16 protein-coding genes, 1 pseudogene and 1 riboswitch are annotated in these 17,604 nt (G+C 36.5%); of the genes and pseudogenes, 3 read left to right on the top strand and 14 right to left on the bottom strand.

Going from position 1 to position 17,604, the window contains the following annotated elements; translation table 11 throughout:
• Window positions 1-204: 204 nt before the first annotated feature.
• Window positions 205-2,982 (top strand): TonB-dependent receptor plug domain-containing protein, encoded by a 2,778-nt coding sequence (locus J2772_RS22030; protein ID WP_209920588.1) that lies wholly within the window; start codon window positions 205-207, stop codon window positions 2,980-2,982.
• A 99-nt stretch (window positions 2,983-3,081) separates the two neighbouring features.
• Here the strand turns inward: J2772_RS22030 and tenA are convergent, their stop codons facing one another.
• From tenA to J2772_RS21990, 8 genes are all read right to left on the bottom strand, one after another.
• Window positions 3,082-3,732 carry a thiaminase II gene (tenA, locus tag J2772_RS22025; RefSeq protein ID WP_209920585.1) on the bottom strand — a complete coding sequence of 217 codons (651 nt, stop codon included), beginning with the start codon at window positions 3,730-3,732 and terminating at the stop codon, window positions 3,082-3,084.
• Window positions 3,719-4,552 carry a bifunctional hydroxymethylpyrimidine kinase/phosphomethylpyrimidine kinase gene (gene thiD / locus J2772_RS22020; RefSeq protein WP_209920582.1) on the bottom strand — a complete coding sequence of 278 codons (834 nt, stop codon included), beginning with the start codon at window positions 4,550-4,552 and terminating at the stop codon, window positions 3,719-3,721. The genes tenA and thiD overlap by 14 nt, the downstream gene beginning before the upstream one ends.
• Entirely contained in the window at window positions 4,549-5,184 is a 636-nt protein-coding gene (thiE, locus tag J2772_RS22015) for a thiamine phosphate synthase (protein WP_209920579.1), read from the bottom strand. The genes thiD and thiE overlap by 4 nt, the downstream gene beginning before the upstream one ends.
• The gene (gene thiM / locus J2772_RS22010) at window positions 5,181-5,978 is read right to left on the bottom strand and encodes a hydroxyethylthiazole kinase (protein WP_209920576.1); all 798 of its coding nucleotides are present in this window, start codon (window positions 5,976-5,978) and stop codon (window positions 5,181-5,183) included. Before thiM ends, thiE begins: the two co-directional genes overlap by 4 nt.
• 59 nt (window positions 5,979-6,037) lie before the next feature.
• Window positions 6,038-6,130: riboswitch (TPP riboswitch) on the bottom strand.
• A gap of 59 nt (window positions 6,131-6,189) precedes the next feature.
• Entirely contained in the window at window positions 6,190-8,031 is a 1,842-nt protein-coding gene (locus J2772_RS22005) for a carbon starvation protein A (protein WP_209920573.1), read from the bottom strand.
• Between the two features lie 193 nt (window positions 8,032-8,224).
• Entirely contained in the window at window positions 8,225-9,259 is a 1,035-nt protein-coding gene (locus tag J2772_RS22000) for an alpha/beta hydrolase (RefSeq protein ID WP_209920570.1), read from the bottom strand.
• A 21-nt stretch (window positions 9,260-9,280) separates the two neighbouring features.
• Window positions 9,281-9,664, bottom strand: a complete 384-nt coding sequence (locus J2772_RS21995; RefSeq protein WP_129059012.1) for a DUF3037 domain-containing protein — start codon at window positions 9,662-9,664, stop codon at window positions 9,281-9,283.
• A complete protein-coding gene (locus J2772_RS21990) occupies window positions 9,651-10,424 on the bottom strand; it encodes a HipA family kinase (RefSeq protein ID WP_209920567.1) in 774 nt (257 codons plus the stop codon). Before J2772_RS21990 ends, J2772_RS21995 begins: the two co-directional genes overlap by 14 nt.
• A gap of 202 nt (window positions 10,425-10,626) precedes the next feature.
• On the opposite strand from J2772_RS21990, the gene J2772_RS21985 reads away from it, so the two are divergent.
• Window positions 10,627-11,469 (top strand): alpha/beta hydrolase family protein, encoded by an 843-nt coding sequence (locus J2772_RS21985; RefSeq protein ID WP_209920564.1) that lies wholly within the window; start codon window positions 10,627-10,629, stop codon window positions 11,467-11,469.
• A 95-nt stretch (window positions 11,470-11,564) separates the two neighbouring features.
• Entirely contained in the window at window positions 11,565-12,080 is a 516-nt protein-coding gene (locus tag J2772_RS21980) for a hypothetical protein (RefSeq protein ID WP_209920561.1), read from the top strand.
• A 90-nt stretch (window positions 12,081-12,170) separates the two neighbouring features.
• Here the strand turns inward: J2772_RS21980 and J2772_RS21975 are convergent, their stop codons facing one another.
• From J2772_RS21975 to J2772_RS21950, 6 genes and pseudogenes are all read right to left on the bottom strand, one after another.
• The gene (locus tag J2772_RS21975) at window positions 12,171-12,992 is read right to left on the bottom strand and encodes a flavin reductase family protein (protein WP_209920559.1); all 822 of its coding nucleotides are present in this window, start codon (window positions 12,990-12,992) and stop codon (window positions 12,171-12,173) included.
• A 75-nt stretch (window positions 12,993-13,067) separates the two neighbouring features.
• Window positions 13,068-13,448: pseudogene (locus J2772_RS21970) on the bottom strand (GxxExxY protein).
• A 63-nt stretch (window positions 13,449-13,511) separates the two neighbouring features.
• Window positions 13,512-14,759 carry a fumarylacetoacetase gene (gene fahA, locus J2772_RS21965; RefSeq protein ID WP_209920555.1) on the bottom strand — a complete coding sequence of 416 codons (1,248 nt, stop codon included), beginning with the start codon at window positions 14,757-14,759 and terminating at the stop codon, window positions 13,512-13,514.
• A gap of 57 nt (window positions 14,760-14,816) precedes the next feature.
• Window positions 14,817-15,278: a hypothetical protein gene (locus tag J2772_RS21960; RefSeq protein WP_209920553.1), complete on the bottom strand. Its 462-nt coding sequence runs from the start codon at window positions 15,276-15,278 to the stop codon at window positions 14,817-14,819.
• A 73-nt stretch (window positions 15,279-15,351) separates the two neighbouring features.
• Window positions 15,352-16,482 (bottom strand): 4-hydroxyphenylpyruvate dioxygenase, encoded by a 1,131-nt coding sequence (gene hppD, locus J2772_RS21955; protein ID WP_209920550.1) that lies wholly within the window; start codon window positions 16,480-16,482, stop codon window positions 15,352-15,354.
• A gap of 236 nt (window positions 16,483-16,718) precedes the next feature.
• Window positions 16,719-17,513 (bottom strand): hypothetical protein, encoded by a 795-nt coding sequence (locus J2772_RS21950; protein ID WP_209920548.1) that lies wholly within the window; start codon window positions 17,511-17,513, stop codon window positions 16,719-16,721.
• Window positions 17,514-17,604: the final 91 nt, after the last annotated feature.

Raw genomic sequence — 17,604 nt, 5'->3', positions numbered from 1 at the left:
AGATAAACGGATTCATTTTTTGAATCCGTTTTTTTATGAAATTTCTTTAAGTTATTGGAAAAAATAGTAATTTTAATAAGGGATAGAAAGAAACGATTATCATTTTTTACAAAAACAAAGTCTATTGTTTTTGTAGACTAATAAATATATTTTACATTTGCACCTGCAAAAAACATAAATGTTTAATCAAATTGATGAAATGATATGAGTAATAAAAAGACTATTTTTTCAGCTTCTGTTTTATTTTTCCTGGGAGTTTTTACCTATGGACAGGAAAAAGACAGTATCAAAACCAAAAAAGACAGTGTTAATACCAATAAAGTAGAAGAAGTTGTTATCCTGGGATCCAGAGCCGGAGCAAGATCGAAGGCAGACAGCCCGGTTCCTGTGGATGTATTCAATCTGAAGGAAGCTTCTGTGGTTCTTCCGCAGTCTAGTATCGGACAAATCTTAAATGCCATTGCACCTTCTTTTACTTCTACCATTCAAACCAATTCTGATGGAACAGACCATTTGGATCCAGCGCAGTTAAGAGGTTTGGGACCGGATCAGGTTCTGGTATTGGTTAATGGAAAAAGAAGACACACCTCTGCATTAGTCAACGTAAATGGAACACCTGGAAGAGGAACTGTAGGAACAGATTTGAATGCTATTCCTTCTTTCGCTTTAAATAGGATAGAAGTCTTAAGAGACGGTGCAGCCGCACAATACGGATCTGATGCCATTGCCGGGGTAATGAACCTTGAACTGAAAAGAGACACAGGAAAACTGGCTGGTCAGATCAGCTACGGTGGGAATTTAACCCCTACAGCTAATGACCATACAGGAAATTTTGATGGACAGAATATCCAATTGGACCTTAACTATGGTAATAAGATCGGGACTAAAGGTGGTTTCTTCAATATTACCTGGTCTTCCCAGTTCAGAAATCCTACCTACAGAGCCGGAACGGAATCAGGAACGCTTTATAATGCTTATAATGCTATTGAGCAACGGGCTCTGAAAGATGGAGTAAACCTTTCTTCTCTTTTTACTGATATTGGAAATACTCCCAATTCACAGCAAATCATCAACTACATTCATCAGTATGCTCAGGGAGTAAATTATTTTACTCCTGGCCAATTAGCCGGCATACAAGGAGCTACTACTATTCAGGATATAAAAGATGGAGCAGGGAATGTTCTTCAGAAAGGGCTTCAGTCTTTATTGAATTTTGATGTTACTGATCAGGAGCTTGCATACAGAGGACAGACAAGAAAAGACTTCAATATGCAGGTAGGGCAGTCCAAGCTTAATAACCACCAGCTTTTCATTAATGCTGAGGTTCCTGTAAGTGACGACTGGAAGGTATATACTTTTGGCGGATACAGTTTAAGACATGGGGTTTCCGGAGGATTCTACAGAAGACCGAGAGAAAGCAGAACTTTTACAGGTCTGTATCCTAATGGCTACCTGCCACAAATAGGAACTGATATTCAGGATATTTCCCTGGCAACAGGTATTAAAGGAAAATGGGAGGGCTGGCATATTGATTTCAGCAATACTTTTGGGCAAAACTCCTTTATGTACAATATCAGAAATACAGGAAACACTTCTTTGCGTTTTGCTTCACCGAATGAATTTGATGCTGGTGGATTAAGATTTACTCAAAATACGATCAATTTGGATTTCTCTAAAAAATATGATGTATTGGAAGGTATGAATGTGGCCTTCGGGGGAGAACACCGTTTTGAAAACTTTAAAATGACAGCTGGTGAAGAAGCATCTTATACCACGTATGATGTTTTGGGAAATCCATGGAACAATACTACGAAAAGACCTACAGATTTCTTTGGACAGGCTCTTCCGGGAGGCTCACAGGTATTTAGTGGATTTAAACCTGAGAATGCGGTGAACAAAAACAGACAGTCATTAGCGGCTTATGCAGATGTAGAGTTCAACTTTACCAACTGGCTTTTGGTGGATGCAGCTGCGAGATATGAAAATTATTCAGATTTCGGATCTACATTCAATTATAAACTGGCTTCAAGAATTAAAGTCGCTCCTAATTTCAATGTAAGATTTGCAGGATCTACCGGGTTCAGAGCACCGTCTATTCACCAAATTTATTATAATGTAACTTCTACTTTATTTACTGGTGGACAACTTCTTGAAGTGGGAACTTACAGCAATGACTCACGATTGGCAGGACAGTTGAATATCCCAAAACTGAAACAGGAAACCTCAAAATCTGCAAGCTTAGGATTTACGTATAAAATTCCATCTGTGAATTTGACCTTCACTGCTGATGGATATTTTACAAAAATTGATAACAGAATTATCCTTACCGATCAGTTCTTAAAAAAAGATGTACCTCTGGAAGCGCAAATAGAGTTTGAAAAATTAAATGTGAATGCAGCTCAGTTTTTCACCAATGCCATTGATACGGAAACAAAAGGGGTGGATATTGTTATTGCTCATAACGCAAGATTTTCAGGTGTAAAACTGGATAATAATTTTGCCATCAATTTGAATCAGACTAAGCAGGTTGGGGAGATTCATTCAGCGGGATTATTAAAATCGCCGGCTCTTGAAAAGATTTATTTCTCCGAAAAATCAAGAGTATATCTGGAAGAAGCTGTACCTAGAGTAAAAGCGAGTCTTTCTCACACACTTACATGGAAGGGTGCAAGTTTCTACCTTAGAAATACTTATTTCGGAAAAGTAACCGGAGCAGACATTATTGATGCGAATGGTAATGGTATTCTTGAACCTAACGAACACCAGACCATAGGAGATAAAATCATTACAGATATTTCAGCGGCTTATCAGTTTACAAAAAATGTAGGATTAACGATAGGAGTCAACAATCTGTTTGATATTTATCCTACCAAAAATCTACCGGCTTCAAGTAATAACGATCAGTTTATTTACTCACGTTCCACTTCACAGTTTGGACAGAACGGGCGGTATGTTTTCACAAGACTTAATTTCAATTTTTAATGAAGTTTTATACTTATAAAAAAACGGAACCAACTTTTTGGTTCCGTTTTTTTTACTGGTTGATAAGATTAAATATGATTGGTGTAGCCTCTCTATTTTTTACTCCCATGTTCTTAAATCATAAGCTGCTTCCCAAAAATAATATTCCATTCTGGATGCAGCGATGAAGGCTTCTGTCATTTTTTTTCTGGTTTCTTCGGTGCTGTTTTCAGCTAATTGATCACAGATGTCAATAGCCTGATCTACTGCAGCTGAAAATTCTTCTCCTGCATAAGTAGCGATCCATTTTTCATAAGGATTGTTCACCGTATTTTGAATCTCATAAATATAATTTCCAACTTCACGATAAATCCAGAAGCATGGAAGGACTGCTGCAACCGCAATTTCCACAGATTCCAATGCTGCGGTACTTCTCAGAAAGTGAATATAGTGATGGCAAGCCGGTTGTAAAACTCCTTTATCCACTAACCCAAAGTCTTTGAAGTAGGATTCATGAAGAGCATTTTCCACAACGATAGCGTTTTCTGCAAAACGCATAAAGGCAAGTACATCTTCAAGATCAGGTATTTTTGCTGCAATAAGGGACAGGGTTCTTCCAAAGTGTTCCAAATATAGAGAATCCTGAGCCATATAAAAACGGAACTTTTCCTGTGGCAACCTACCATCAGATAGTTCTTTGATGAAAGGCATAGTAAGGATAGATTGATAATGTTTTTCTATAGCATTCCAGGTTTGTTCAGACCATTTCATTTTTGATAAGTTTTTGTGGGTTAAAAAAGTGATTCAGTGGCCCGTTTCCATGACCTGTTTGTACATCTGTCCCGCTTTCTATAGCTTTGTAGATATATTGTTGCCCAAGAGAAACCGCTTCGTATAAGGTTTTACCCTGAGCAATATATGCAGCAATGGCAGATGAAAGCGTACAGCCTGAACCATGGGTATTATTGGTATTAAATTTCAGTGTTTCGAAAGAATGAAAATTTTCCTGTTCATCATAAAAGAGAGAGGTAATTGTTGAGGTCTCTTGATGTCCGCCTTTAAGAAGAATAGTTCTACAGCCTAGTTTTTTAATCCTAATTCCTGCAGTGTATAAATCTTCAAGCGTTTCTACTTTCATATCTGCTAAAATGGCAGCTTCATCCATATTGGGAGTGATGACATCTGCAATAGGAAACAACCTTTCAGTGAGTGCCGTGATGGTTTCTTCTTCAATCAAATGATGCCCGCTGGTGGCAACCATGACAGGATCAAAGACAATAGGTATTTTAGGATATTGGGCTAATGTGGAAACAATGGTTTCTACCAGCTGGGGAGTATGAACCATTCCGATTTTTATAGCATCAGGAACAATATCGTCGAGAATTGCTTTTATCTGATCAGCAACTGCTTCTACAGGAATAGGATATATTTTTTGTACTCCCTGGGTGTTTTGCACAGGCAAAGCCGTTAGTACTGAAGTGGAATAGCAGCCTAAAGCAGAAGTTGTTTTAATATCAGCCTGAATACCGGCACCACCGCTTCCGTCGAAGCCCGCAATAGTTAAAACTGATGGGTATTTGTATTTTTTCATTTTACAATTTCATTTTTTAATTCATAAGCTGCTTTTTGAGGATCATCAGCACTGCATATAGCAGAAACTACTGCGATACAATCAGCTCCGGCATTGATAACTGCCCTTGCATTTTTAAGATGAATATTACCTATGGCTACCAAAGGTTTTTCTGTAAGCTGTCTGATTTGAGAAATACCTTCCAGTCCCCATTCTATAATAGTATCTGTTTTAGTTTTAGTTTTAAAAACAGGACTTATTCCCAGATAGTCTGCCACTGTAGTTTGTTCATTGTCGAGCTGAGCCAGATGTTCTATTGAGTAACCGATCATTTTATTTCTGATCAAAGGACGCTGTCTTAGATTCTGAGGAGTTGCATCGCTGTTCCCAACATGTATCCCTGCTGAATTTACTTTTTCAGCAACGGTTATATTATCGTTAATAATAAGTGGAATGCCATATTTATTCGTAATTTCAATAAGCTGCATAGCTTTTTGAAGGAATACTTCAGGACTATCTTTTTTTTCGCGAAGCTGTATCATATCTACACCTCCTAATATGGACTGTTCTGCGACTTCCAGAAAGTTTTTTCCCATACAGTCTTCTTCAGAAATTACCAGATATAATGAGTAAGGGAAAGGATTTACATTCATGATTTTTCTATTTTTAAATGGCTTGTAAATTCTTCTTCGGTCATGTTATATAATTTATCAATCAAATTGACCTGAAGGCTGCCGGGGCCTTTACTTTCACGAACAGCCAGTTCACCTGCTATTCCCAATAATGACATGGCCGCAGCAATACCTGCTGCTTTATCTTCTGCAATGGCGATGAATGCACCTGCTAATGCACTTGCAGAACATCCCAGCCCCGTTACTTTGGTCATAAGGGAATGTCCGTTTTTAATTTGTATAGATTGATCTTGGCTAAGAATAATATCTGTTTCACCGGAGATACACACAATGGTATTATATTGTTGAACCAGGATTTGTGCAGCTTTCACGGCATCATTACTTTCTGCTGTACTGTCTACGCCTTTAGTTACTGTTGTATTGATCTTAGCAAGAGCAATAATTTCAGAAGCATTGCCTCTGATTACGGTAGGATGAAATTGTAACAGTTGATGTAAAATCTGATCACGGAATGAAGTTGCTCCTGCTCCCACTGGATCAAGTACCCATGGTTTATGAATGGCATTCGCTGTTTCTGCGGCCATCAGCATAGACTCAGACCAATATTCATCCAGAGTACCGATATTAATAACCACAGAATGAGCTATATTAATCATTTCCCGGATTTCTGATTTGGCATGTGCCATAATAGGAGAGGCTCCTGCAGCCAAAAGAGCATTGGCTGTATTGTTCATCACTACATAATTGGTTATATTGTGAACAAGAGGAGATTTTTGTCGTACAAGCTGAACTTGTTGCCAGAGATTTTTTTCCATTGTTATTATTAAAATAAAAATAGCTTTAGGAAAAAATCCGGAACAAAAGACATAAGAAATCATGTCATTTTGCTTTTCCCTACGTCGGTGTAAGCCGTATCAGGTTCAAAGGGACTCTCTCAATTCTTTACAGAATACCCCTAAAGCAAAACAAATGTATAAAAATTATCAGAGGAAGCAAAAGTCTTTAACAGATTTTGCAGAAAGCACATTATCTCTCTACCAGCTCTTTCACAGGTTCTCCATAATGGTCAATTTCTGTTGTGTTAATCTGCAGCAGCTGATACCACTTTCTGAACGCTCCTATAAATACAATAAGCATAAGGATCATTGCGGTTACGGCTAAAGCAGCAAGTAGATACTGTCCTTTGGGAATATAGATAGAAGTTACCTGAATATAACCTGCCCAGAACGTAATTCCGGCCATAAAAACTCCCGGAACGGCTGAGCATAATGCATATTTCCCTCTGTTCATTCTTATCAGCATTGTTGTACAGACAATAAGACCACAGGCTGCCAATAGCTGATTACTGATTCCGAATAATGGCCAGATACTGTTCACATTTCCTGTATATACCAGATATCCCCAGGCAAAAGTAAAAAGAACACTGCTGATAATAATTCCCGGGATCCAGTTTTTATCATTAAATTTTGGAATTACAGAACCCAGCATTTCCTGCAGAAAGAAGCGGCCAACCCTTGTTCCTGCATCAATGGCGGTAAGGATAAACACGGCCTCGAACATGATCGCAAAATTATACCAATAGGCTGTAAGCTGATCCATATAAGGAATTTTATTAAAGATATGAGCCATTCCAACGGCCAGGGAAACTGCACCACCGGTTCTGCCATAAAGGTCAATTCCTATTTTCTGTGAATAATAATCTATATCTACTCCATGTAGAGAAGGATGTGCTGCCAGAAATGAATCATAAGCTTCTTTAGGAGTATTGATGGCAAAATAATCACCTGGCATTAATGTACAGGCAGCAATAAGAGCCATTAGTGCTACAAAACCTTCTACAAGCATAGCTCCATATCCTACAAAAAGAATTTCTCTTTCTTTATTAAGCATTTTCGGAGTAGTACCCGTAGCAATTACAGCATGAAATCCGGAAATTGCCCCACAGGCAATGACAATAAAAATAAAAGGAAGTACCGGCCCGCCAATAATAGGCCCGCCACCGTTTACAAAAGCTGTGATAGCAGGCATCTGTACAGTGGGGTGAATAACAATTACCCCGATAGCCAGCATAATAATAGTTCCTATTTTTAAATAAGTGGAAAGATAATCTCTCGGTACTAAAAGAAGCCATACCGGTAATACAGAAGCTATAAAACCATATAATGGAATGGCAATGGAAATTGTTTTAATATTCCATGAAAATAAATTGTTTATGGTTGGATTTTGCATTAATCCATGCCCGCTGATAATCCCGGCAATTAATAGAATCCCACCTAAGATACTTGCAAACAGAACACTGTTCTTTTTATAGCGCATAATCAGTCCCATAATGATCGCAATAGGCATTGTAATCACTACTGTAAAAAGAGACCAGGCAGCTTCATGCATTGCATTGATGCATGCCAGAGATAAACCAGCCAGTGTAAGAACCAGAATGAAGAGTATGGCAAAACCTGCTACGGTTCCGGTTGCTTTCCCAATTTCTTTTGAGGCAATGGTAGCAAGACTCTGGCCTTTATGTCTCACAGAGGCAAAGAGGACAACCATATCATGAACTCCGCCTCCCAATACACAACCTATCAGTATCCACAGGGCACCGGGAAGATACCCGAACTGGGCTGCGAGAACAGGTCCTACTAATGGCCCGGCAGCAGCAATAGCCGCAAAATGATGTCCAAAGAGTACATTCTTATTAGTAGCAACATAATCTTTACCATCTGCAAATTCTACCGCAGGGGTCACATTCTGATCGTTAAGCCTGAGAACTTTATTGGCTATGAAAATACCATAGAAGCGATAAGCTATTGCAAAAATAAGAACGGATGCAAATATGAGTGTAAGAGCATTGATATTATTTAGAGAGTCCATATTGCTTGTTTTTTTAATGAATAATTAATTGAAATATGATTTTTGTTATGAAAAACTTAAACAATAGCCAAGGTAATTATTTTCAGTTAAAAAAATATTAATATGTATATCAATCTAGCATATTTATTGTTTTGTATTTATTTAAATATTTGATTTGTATTACTTTGTGTTTTGTTACTTTGAATAATGTATATTATTTCTTCTGTGAAATAATAAAATCAATCATTTGGTCTGTCATTTTATCCAGAGTCTCTTTATCTGTAGTAGAAAAGCTGTGAACTCCATTTTCAATAATGATTAAAGATGTCTGTATGTTTTCTCTTTTCAACTTTCGATGCAGTTTTTTTGCCTGATTTAAAGGAACTATTTTATCCTTATTTCCCTGTACAATTAAAGTAGGAACACCTGTTGAAGTATAAACAATCGGGGATATGGTTTTTAAATATTCTATGGTTCTATCCTGATCTTTATTCAGATCATAGCCTGAAATTCCTTTTACAAGCCCTTGCTGCAGATCAACGATCTTTTTTGAAATCATTTTAACCAGAGAAACCGGAATCGTTCCTAATTTGGTATGGAAAAGCTTATTCAGGTCTGCCGGACCATAATGATCGATCACATAATTGACTTTTGAAGAATATGAAGAAAGTTCAGGACTTCCCATAAAGGTGTTGTCTGGGCTATATGCAGCCATCAGTGAAAGGTGTGCTCCTGCAGATGTTCCAAAAAGTCCAATATTATTGGTATTAAAATTATATTTTTCTGCATTCTTTCTAACCCATCTTACGGCATCCTTAGTATCTTCCAATGGCAAAGGGAAATGGGTATTCTCATTAATAAGAGTATAATTGATACTGATGATAGCATATTGCCTGCTGGTGAGTTTTTGGACGGTATTTTCAACGTAATCATCTGCATGAATTTCCTTATTACCTCTTATCCAACCTCCACCATGAACATAGATCAGTACGGGAATTTTTTCAGCAGAAGCATTTTTCGGCATATAAAGATCCAATGTAATGGGGTCTCCTTTTTTGCTGGTTTTGTATACAATGTTTTCAGTAAGTGCTGTGATCTCAGGAAGAAGAGTACTTTTTACATGCTTACCCTGAGTGGGAGCTTGTGAAAATGTTTGTGAAAAAAATAAACATGAAACGCTTAAAAATAAAATAAAAAACAGGTTTGTGAAAAACCTGTTGATTGATATGTTGTTTATAGATGATTGCATAAAATTTTTTAAAGGAAATTATTACTTTACTAACTCTTCAAAAAGTTTACCAAAAGTAATATTCAGATCCTTAGATTTTCCCGGATGAGGTCTGGAAGTTTGTACAACGGCACTTCTTACAGCGGTCAGCCAGCGGAAACGTTCTGGGACATCAAGCAGAGCAATAGGTCCGCCATCCTTGTCTCCATTGGCTATTTTCTGAAAGCTTTCAAGGTTTTGAATAATATCGTCATAATCCAGTTTGCTGTGCATCAGCTTAAATTTATCAGGACATAAGTAGAATTCTACCCGGATGAATTTCTCCTTTTTAGAAAACATAACCAATCCGATATTGAAAAATTCTTCTCTTTCAACTTTTGGCACCAAGCGTATTACCGCATATTCATATATTTTATCCTCTTGCATTTTGGGCTTCGTTTACAAAGATTTGAGAATTTTCTAATCTGGTTTTCAAAAATTGAAAATAAATTTCACGGATTTCATCAGGCGTTTCATCCGCATCATTCCAATGTAACCAATCTTCAGGAATAGCATTGACAATATCTCTGAAAAGTGTTTCATTCAGTATTTCATGAGCAAACTTATCTGCTTCATCAAGCTTGCTGGCTTTAGGAAGAAGGACATGGTCTTTCACATATTTGAACGGAGTCTTTGCCGCAGCATCAAAATTTTGCCATGAATGGTGGAAATAGAACGAAGCTCCATTATCAATAATCCAAAGTTCTTTATGCCACATCAGCATATTCGTATTCTTAAAGGTACGGTCAATATTGGTAATGAAAGCATCCAGCCATACTATTTTTGAAGCCAGAAGCGGATCAACACTCACTCCGGGATCATAAGTGATGGAACCTGACAGATAGTGCAAGCCGAGATTCAAACCCTCGGAATACTTTAATAAATCCTGTATTTCTTCATCTGCTTCCGTTCTTCCAAAGTCTGCATCAAGGTTAATGAAAACCAGTTCAGGAATCTTTAATCCTAAAGCTTCTGTAATCTTTCCCCCTAAAAATTCGGAGATCAGCATTTTAACTCCATGACCAGCGCCACGGAACTTTAAGACATATTTAAAATCATCATCAGCTTCTGCCAAAGCAGGAAGTGAACCTCCCTCTCTCAATGGCAGAATGTAACGCATCACAGTTACCGTTCTTAAATTCTGCATGAAGCAAAAATAAGGTTATTTTTTTATAATTTTTTTAATGAATTCTTTTTCTCTCGCTTTATATTGAGATATTACAACGCAAAGTGTAATACCAAAAACAGTGGAAAAGGAAATTAAAATAAAAAACTGAAATTTTTTTACAAATTTTAAAGTAAATTAGTGTTCTGGACCGATAGAATAACGAATAAAAGCAACCTGTTTTATGAATTTGATTAGTGAAAAGAATATTTTTTTAGAAAATAAAGTAACAAAAGGTTTTCTTGCTGATGCTTTTTATAAAGAGACTGAAGAAAAGTTACCTTTAGTCATTTTTGTTCACGGGTATAAAGGGTATAAAGACTGGGGAGCGTGGGATTTGATGGGCGAAAAATTTGCAAAAGCAGGTTTTTTCTTCGTGAAATTTAATTTTTCTCATAATGGAACCACAATAGATAAGCCTCAGCATTTTGCTGATCTGGAAGCTTTTGGAAATAATAATTATTCTAAAGAATTGTCTGATCTTGGGGTTGTTATTGATCATTTTATTCAGAATTCACATGTAGATCAGGAAAAGGTTATTCTGATGGGACATAGCAGGGGAGGAGGAATTTCCATTATTAAAACTGTTGAAGATGAAAGAATCAACGGTTTGATTACGTTGGCAAGTGTAGATACATTGGATCGCTTTCCAACAGGTGTTTTTTTTGAAAACTGGAAGAAAGATGGGGTTTACTATGCTTTAAATGGACGTACTCAACAGGAAATGCCCCATTATTATCAGTTTTATGAAGATTATGAAAAAAATATACACCGTTTTGATGTAGAACGGGCAGCAGAAATGGCTAAAGCTTATATGTTAATTATCCATGGAACGGAGGACGAAGCTGTAGAGGTAAAACATGCAGAGCATCTTCATATTCTAAATCCGAACTCAGCGCTTTTTCTTATTGAGGGTGGAAATCACACTTTTGGAGCGAAAGAGCCTTGGAGTGATTCCAATTTGCCGGATGATCTAAATAGCGTAACAGAAAAATGCATTGACTTTTTAGTTAAAAATATAAAATAGAAAACCTCCGGGAACATTGGAAATAAAGTAAAATATTTAAAATAAATCGGTTATAATCACGTTATAATAGATTAACCACCATACTAAATATTATTATGAAAAAAATTATTACGGGCGCATTAGCGCTGCTATTATTGGGAACTGTTGTTTCCTGTAAAAAAGAAGCTAAAACCCAATCTTCTGTAAGTACAGATACACTGGCTACCGTACTACCAAAAGATTCTAATGTAACTCCAAAGACGGATTCAGTAACGGTTACAACTCCTTCAACCGGAGCTACACTTGAAATTATCACCAAAAATGAAGAAAAATATCCTCACGATGTCAAATTGTTTGAAGATAAAAGCTTTGCAGAAAGAGTGAAAAAACTTGTTGGAAAAGAATATGATATGATGCTCAAAAACTTCAATGTGGAGGGTCCTATTGTATCTGATAACGGGATTTATAAAATTCACGGATGTAAACAACATGATTGCCCGGGATATGCAACGTACATTTATTATGACTCTAAAAATGATAACCTGAATGTTTCCATTGATAAAGACGGTAAGGTAACAGACTTTGCAGAAAAAGGAAAAATTACTGTTTCAAAAACATTGGAGACTAAATAAATATTTAAATTATATTGGGGTAATAAGATGCCTTAATAGTAATAAAAAAGGAGTGAAACTTTCACTCCTTTTTTATTGAATACATTGAAATTATTTAATTAAGATCTTCCAGGCTTCTTCAATATTACTTTCCAACAAAAGTTTTTGAGCGTCCTGATGAGTATTTTCATCTGAATAATATTCTCCGGAAGGTAATACTTCAACATTCGCCAGCATTCCTAAATCATTTCCTGTAAATACTTTGCTGTATTTGATAGCATCCGGTAAAAGATCAAAACCAATTCCTTTTGTTACCAAAGGTTTAGGAACTTCAAAAAGGCTGTTCTCATTACTTCTTGAATACCAGTTACTACCTAAACGGGCTACCATATCCAGTTTTTGCTGATCCAGATTTCCGGCTTCATTCAGGTATTCTTCTCTGATATGAATCTTCTGAACTTCGCAGATTACAAGATTTCCAGCTCCACCTTGGTTGCCTAAAGATTTTACCTCTAAAACTTTACATTCAAAGTTTACGGGGCATTCTTCAATCAATTTAGGTTTCACAAGATCTGCATCTCTCATGGTAAGACCAGATTTTATAAACTCATTAACTCCTGTTTCATATTCTGTAGAAGCTAAAGAAATTTGCTGTACAATTGGAAAGTTTACTGTTCCGATAACAACTTCCGGAATTTCCAAAACATTTTCAAGGGTATGTTTCGTGGTATTATCACGTACTCTCCTGGATGGTGAGAAGATCAGAATCGGGGGAACCGTACTGAACATATTGAAAAAACTGAATGGGGATAAGTTATGATTACCGTCTTGATCCACCGTAGATGCCAATGCGATAGGACGTGGTGAAACGGCGGTCTGCATGATGGTCTGAAGCTGTACAGAGGTTAGCTCAGAAGGAATTACTGTTTTCATATTTTATAGCTACAAAATTATATAACCACAAAAGTCACAAAAGTTTTTTAAGTAAATAGTTTTGATCTTTAAAGTTCAAAAAAGCATATCGTAATATTTATTAACAAAAGTTTCTTGTCCATTATGATAAAGATTTTTTACATTAAAATTCACTAAGATGCCTTTAGGCTTCTTCATTAAGTTGATATAGTTTAAAAGTTGAGCCCGATGGATATCATTTAATTAAACAACTGATTTCAGTTCAATGACAATTAAATCTTCCACTAAAAAATCGCAGAAGAAATCACATTCAATTTCTTTTCCTTTATAATTTACAGGAACTTTCAACTCAGATTTAAAATTAATATTTCTTAATTTGAATTCTTCTTTCAGACATTTATGGTATACACTTTCTAATAAACCGGCGCCCAGAATTTTGTGAACTTCTATGCAGGCGCCGTTTATCTTATAGGTCAAATCAGTTAAATATGACTATGTAATCATAAATTCTTTTGTGACTTTTGTGGTTCAATCTTATTTTTAAAGTGTTGGGATAATTTTACCTGAAACTTCACCGAAGCCTACTCTCACCCCATCTTTTTCAGCCCAAGCTGTCATGGTAACCGTATCATTATCTTCAATGAATTTTCTTTCTTCACCGTTGCTTAATGATAAAGGATTTTGGCCTCTCCATGTTAATTCCATCAAAGAACCGAAAGATTTAGGATCACTTCCTGAAATGGTACCGCTGGCATACATATCTCCCACTTCCATGTTGCATCCGTTGATGGTGTGGTGAGCCAGTTGTTGGTTCATATTCCAGTACATGTATTTGTAGTTGCTTTCGCAGATCAGGTTGTGCTCTCCGTTTTCAGGCTGTATGTATACTTCAAGGTTGATATCGTAGTTTTTATCACCTTCAAATTTTAAATAATCTAAAACTTCAGGATCCTGTGTAGGGGAAGAGGTTCTGAATGGTGCCAAAGCCTCAAGAGTAACGACCCATGGAGAAATAGATGAACCGAAGTTTTTCGCAAGGAATGGTCCAAGCGGAGCATATTCCCAAGCTTGAATATCTCTTGCAGACCAGTCGTTGAATATTACCATTCCGAAGATCGCATCTTCAGCATCTTTAGTAGAAATACTTTCTCCCATCTCCGTATTTTTGTTGACGATGAAAGCCATTTCCAGTTCAAAATCCAATTGTTTACATGGTCCGAAAACCGGTTTATCAGCATCAGCAGGTTTCATCTGACCTTTTGGACGGTTGATATCCGTTCCTGAAACAACAATAGAGGAAGCTCTTCCGTGGTAACCTACTGGTAAGTGTTTCCAGTTAGGTAATAAAGCGTTGGCAGGATCACGTAACATTTTTCCTACGTTGGTAGCGTGTTCAATGCTGCTGTAGAAATCCGTATAGTTTGGAATGTGAACCGGCATCATCATTTTTACCTTATCAAGGTCATAAAATGCCTCTTCAATTGTTTTTTGGTCTTTTGATAATATTGAACCTTCCTGTAATAATGCTTGGATTTTTGTACGAACTGCATTGGTAACAGGTTTGCCCAATTCGATAAATTCATTGATCGTGTAGGCTTCAAAAACATTGTCGTCCATTCCTTCAATGTCTTCAAAATAGCCAAGATCATGAAGGGTGGCAAGATCAATAACCTGATCTCCGATTCTTGTGCAGCATCCGATGTATTCTTTGTTGAATACTGCTACTCCGAAAGGAATATTGTGTATAGAAAAATCCGAGTTTGAGGAATAGTCTACAAATGATTTCATAAGTTTAGATTTTAGTTAGATTAAAATATCATCCTGAGAAACTTTCCCCTAAGATGTTTATTTTGCCTTTTTTGAGTAGGAAGCTTCATCAATCCATCGATCTCTGGTATTAACATCAATGAGGTAGAGAATATTGTCCTGTTGGGTAAGCAATAGCGTTTTGGTGACAGGCATTGGAATTTTCTTGCCTTCAAGTACATCTGCCCTTAAGGAAATGATGTTCTTTTTTCTGACAATATCACCGCTAAAAACATTAGAGCTGCTTTCTCCGGTAGCTTTATCATCAAAAACCTCCACATAGGTTGCATTGTTCCCTTTGAAAACAATAAAATCTCTTTCCGTATGGTCTGCTTCATCTTTAATGAAAACAAACTTTTTGTTGTCGATATCTACCTTTTCAAGATTCTGATTGATACCTTTTCTTGCTTCAAGTCTGTCCAGAATTGCATTCAGGGATCCGTATTGTGCTTTTACACCTAAGGTTCCAAAGAATAAAATTCCAATTAAAAGTTTTCTCATTATGCTGTGTTTTATAAAAAAGTTTTGTCAGAACCCTGCATCCTGACAAAACTTAATATTTTTGGTTGTAAAATTAAAGATTTCCTCTTCTTTCCTGCTCTCTTTCTAATGCTTCGAACAATGCTTTGAAGTTTCCGGCACCAAAACTCTGTGCACCATGTCTTTCAATGATTTCGAAGAATAGAGTAGGACGGTCTTCTACAGGCTTCGTAAAGATCTGTAACAGATATCCTTCTTCATCATGATCAATAAGTATACCTAAGTCCTGAAGTTTTTTAAGATCTTCATCAATATGGCCTACTCTTTCAGGAACCATGTCGTAATACGCTTCCGGTGGAGCAGAAAGGAACTCTACACCACGTTTTTTAAGCTGAGTTACGGTATGAATAATATCTTTTGTTGCTACAGCGATGTGCTGTACACCTTCTCCTTCGTAGAAATCAAGATATTCTTCTACCTGAGATTTCTTTTTACCTTCTGCAGGCTCGTTAATAGGGAATTTTGCATATCCGTTTCCGTTAGACATTACTTTAGACATCAATGCAGAATATTCTGTGTTGATCTGCTTATCATCAAACGAAAGGATGTTTACAAATCCCATTACTTTTTCATACCATTCTACAGTAGGAATCATTCTGTTCCAGTCTACGTTTCCTACGCAGTGGTCTACATACAATAAACCAGCTTCTTCAGGCTTGTAGTCGCTTTCCCATTTTTCATACCCGGGCATGAAAGCTCCGTTGTAATTTTTTCTTTCTATAAACATGTGAACAGTTTCTCCGTACGTATAAATTCCGGACATTCTTACTTCACCATGCTCATCAGTTAAAGTTACTGGCTCTAAATAAGGTTTTCCACCTCTTTTAGTAGTTTCTTCGAAAGCTTCATATGCATCATCTACCCAAAGTGCCAAAATTTTTACTCCGTCACCATGTTTTTTTACGTGTTCGCTGATAAAAGAGTCAGATTTAAGCCCTGTTGTAAGTACCAATCTGATTTTTCCCTGTTGAAGCACATAAGATGCACGGTCTCTAACTCCTGTTTCGGGACCCGCATATGCTACAGACTGAAAACCGAATGCGGTTTTGTAATAATGGGCAGCCTGTTTTGCATTTCCTACATAAAACTCAATATAATCTGTACCGTTAATCGGTAAGAAATTTTCTGCTTGAGCAATTTTCTCGGCAAATGTAAGTGTTGACATATTTTCTCTTTTACTTTTATTTTATTGGTATGCAAATTACAAAATTCTTGGATATAGCGAAAATATTACGGTCTATTCATTGAATATATTTAACATAAAGTTCAAGAAGTGTTCACTTAAGTATATTTAAGTTTCTTAAGTTTGAAATAAGCTGCCTACATTTGTAATACAAAAAACAAGTGAGAAAAAAAATATTTCGAACATGAAAGCCACAGAGATTATCTGCGGCTTTCTTCTTATGATACTGTTTCTATTTTTTTGTTTAATCTTCCTGCATCCGGATTGTAATTGTCCCAGATTTTCCAGGTATTATCAATCTTTTTGATGAAATAAATTTGTGTACTGAGTTGGTTGACAAAGTGTTCTTCTCCGGTTTCACCTACTTTAAATAGAAGATTCCAAAACTCCTGAGCCTCTAGTATTTTTTTGTCTGGTTCATCAGTAACAATGTGAATGTCAAAAACTTCATAGTTGGAACGATTGTTTTTTGTGACCAGATGAAAGTCTTTATTGCATAGTTCTTTACTGAATTGTGAAGCTCGTTCTAAAAACGGAGAATCCTCAAATACCAAGTCCTTAAAAAGCTCTGTATGGTGGCTTGGGAATTGTTTATAAAATTCAAAAGCCATAGCACAGTAATCATACACCATCTGTGTGGCCAATGACAGATCGTCTGAGCTATGTTGTTTCGGGTTCTTGTGCCTTACGGAAAGGATATAGTCATTAAGGTCTTTGTAGCCCAAAAAAATGCAAATTTTATCCAGCGTTTTTAAGAATCTTAAATCACTGTGGGTTTTATCCTGATAATCGTTTTCAAAAAAACGCTGTAAGGTAACGTGTGAAATCGTATTCCCGATCTCAAATTTTTTACCTCCTTTAAGTTCTTCCGCATCAGATAGTTCATCTTTAATAATTTCAGAAAGAATAATATAATGGCTTCTCTTCCATTCATTCACATTCCCCAAAACAGAATTCCTTACCTTCGAATGCTTTACAACTTCTTCTCGTATCGAATTATATATAGTCTTCAATTTCCTTGTTTTAGAAAGGTTTTTATCAAAAATACTGCCAAAATATTAGGGCTTTTTTATGATTTCTTGGTATAAGTTAAAGATATATTTT

Origin of the sequence: Chryseobacterium jejuense (assembly GCF_017877355.1) — a bacterium.
Taxonomy (GTDB): Bacteria; Bacteroidota; Bacteroidia; order Flavobacteriales; family Weeksellaceae; genus Chryseobacterium; species Chryseobacterium jejuense_A.
The sequence above is the reverse complement of the archived record's forward strand: the minus strand, read 5'-3'. Positions and strand labels throughout refer to the sequence as shown.

What these genes read in the sequence shown, in the direction of transcription:
- J2772_RS22030 (WP_209920588.1), top strand. Translation starts at nt 205, where the DNA reads ATGAGTAATAAAAAGACTATTTTTTCAGCTTCTGTTTTATTTTTCCTG.
- tenA (WP_209920585.1), bottom strand. Translation starts at nt 3,732, where the DNA reads ATGAAATGGTCTGAACAAACCTGGAATGCTATAGAAAAACATTATCAA.
- thiD (WP_209920582.1), bottom strand. Translation starts at nt 4,552, where the DNA reads ATGAAAAAATACAAATACCCATCAGTTTTAACTATTGCGGGCTTCGAC.
- thiE (WP_209920579.1), bottom strand. Translation starts at nt 5,184, where the DNA reads ATGAATGTAAATCCTTTCCCTTACTCATTATATCTGGTAATTTCTGAA.
- thiM (WP_209920576.1), bottom strand. Translation starts at nt 5,978, where the DNA reads ATGGAAAAAAATCTCTGGCAACAAGTTCAGCTTGTACGACAAAAATCT.
- J2772_RS22005 (WP_209920573.1), bottom strand. Translation starts at nt 8,031, where the DNA reads ATGGACTCTCTAAATAATATCAATGCTCTTACACTCATATTTGCATCC.
- J2772_RS22000 (WP_209920570.1), bottom strand. Translation starts at nt 9,259, where the DNA reads ATGCAATCATCTATAAACAACATATCAATCAACAGGTTTTTCACAAAC.
- J2772_RS21995 (WP_129059012.1), bottom strand. Translation starts at nt 9,664, where the DNA reads ATGCAAGAGGATAAAATATATGAATATGCGGTAATACGCTTGGTGCCA.
- J2772_RS21990 (WP_209920567.1), bottom strand. Translation starts at nt 10,424, where the DNA reads ATGCAGAATTTAAGAACGGTAACTGTGATGCGTTACATTCTGCCATTG.
- J2772_RS21985 (WP_209920564.1), top strand. Translation starts at nt 10,627, where the DNA reads ATGAATTTGATTAGTGAAAAGAATATTTTTTTAGAAAATAAAGTAACA.
- J2772_RS21980 (WP_209920561.1), top strand. Translation starts at nt 11,565, where the DNA reads ATGAAAAAAATTATTACGGGCGCATTAGCGCTGCTATTATTGGGAACT.
- J2772_RS21975 (WP_209920559.1), bottom strand. Translation starts at nt 12,992, where the DNA reads ATGAAAACAGTAATTCCTTCTGAGCTAACCTCTGTACAGCTTCAGACC.
- fahA (WP_209920555.1), bottom strand. Translation starts at nt 14,759, where the DNA reads ATGAAATCATTTGTAGACTATTCCTCAAACTCGGATTTTTCTATACAC.
- J2772_RS21960 (WP_209920553.1), bottom strand. Translation starts at nt 15,278, where the DNA reads ATGAGAAAACTTTTAATTGGAATTTTATTCTTTGGAACCTTAGGTGTA.
- hppD (WP_209920550.1), bottom strand. Translation starts at nt 16,482, where the DNA reads ATGTCAACACTTACATTTGCCGAGAAAATTGCTCAAGCAGAAAATTTC.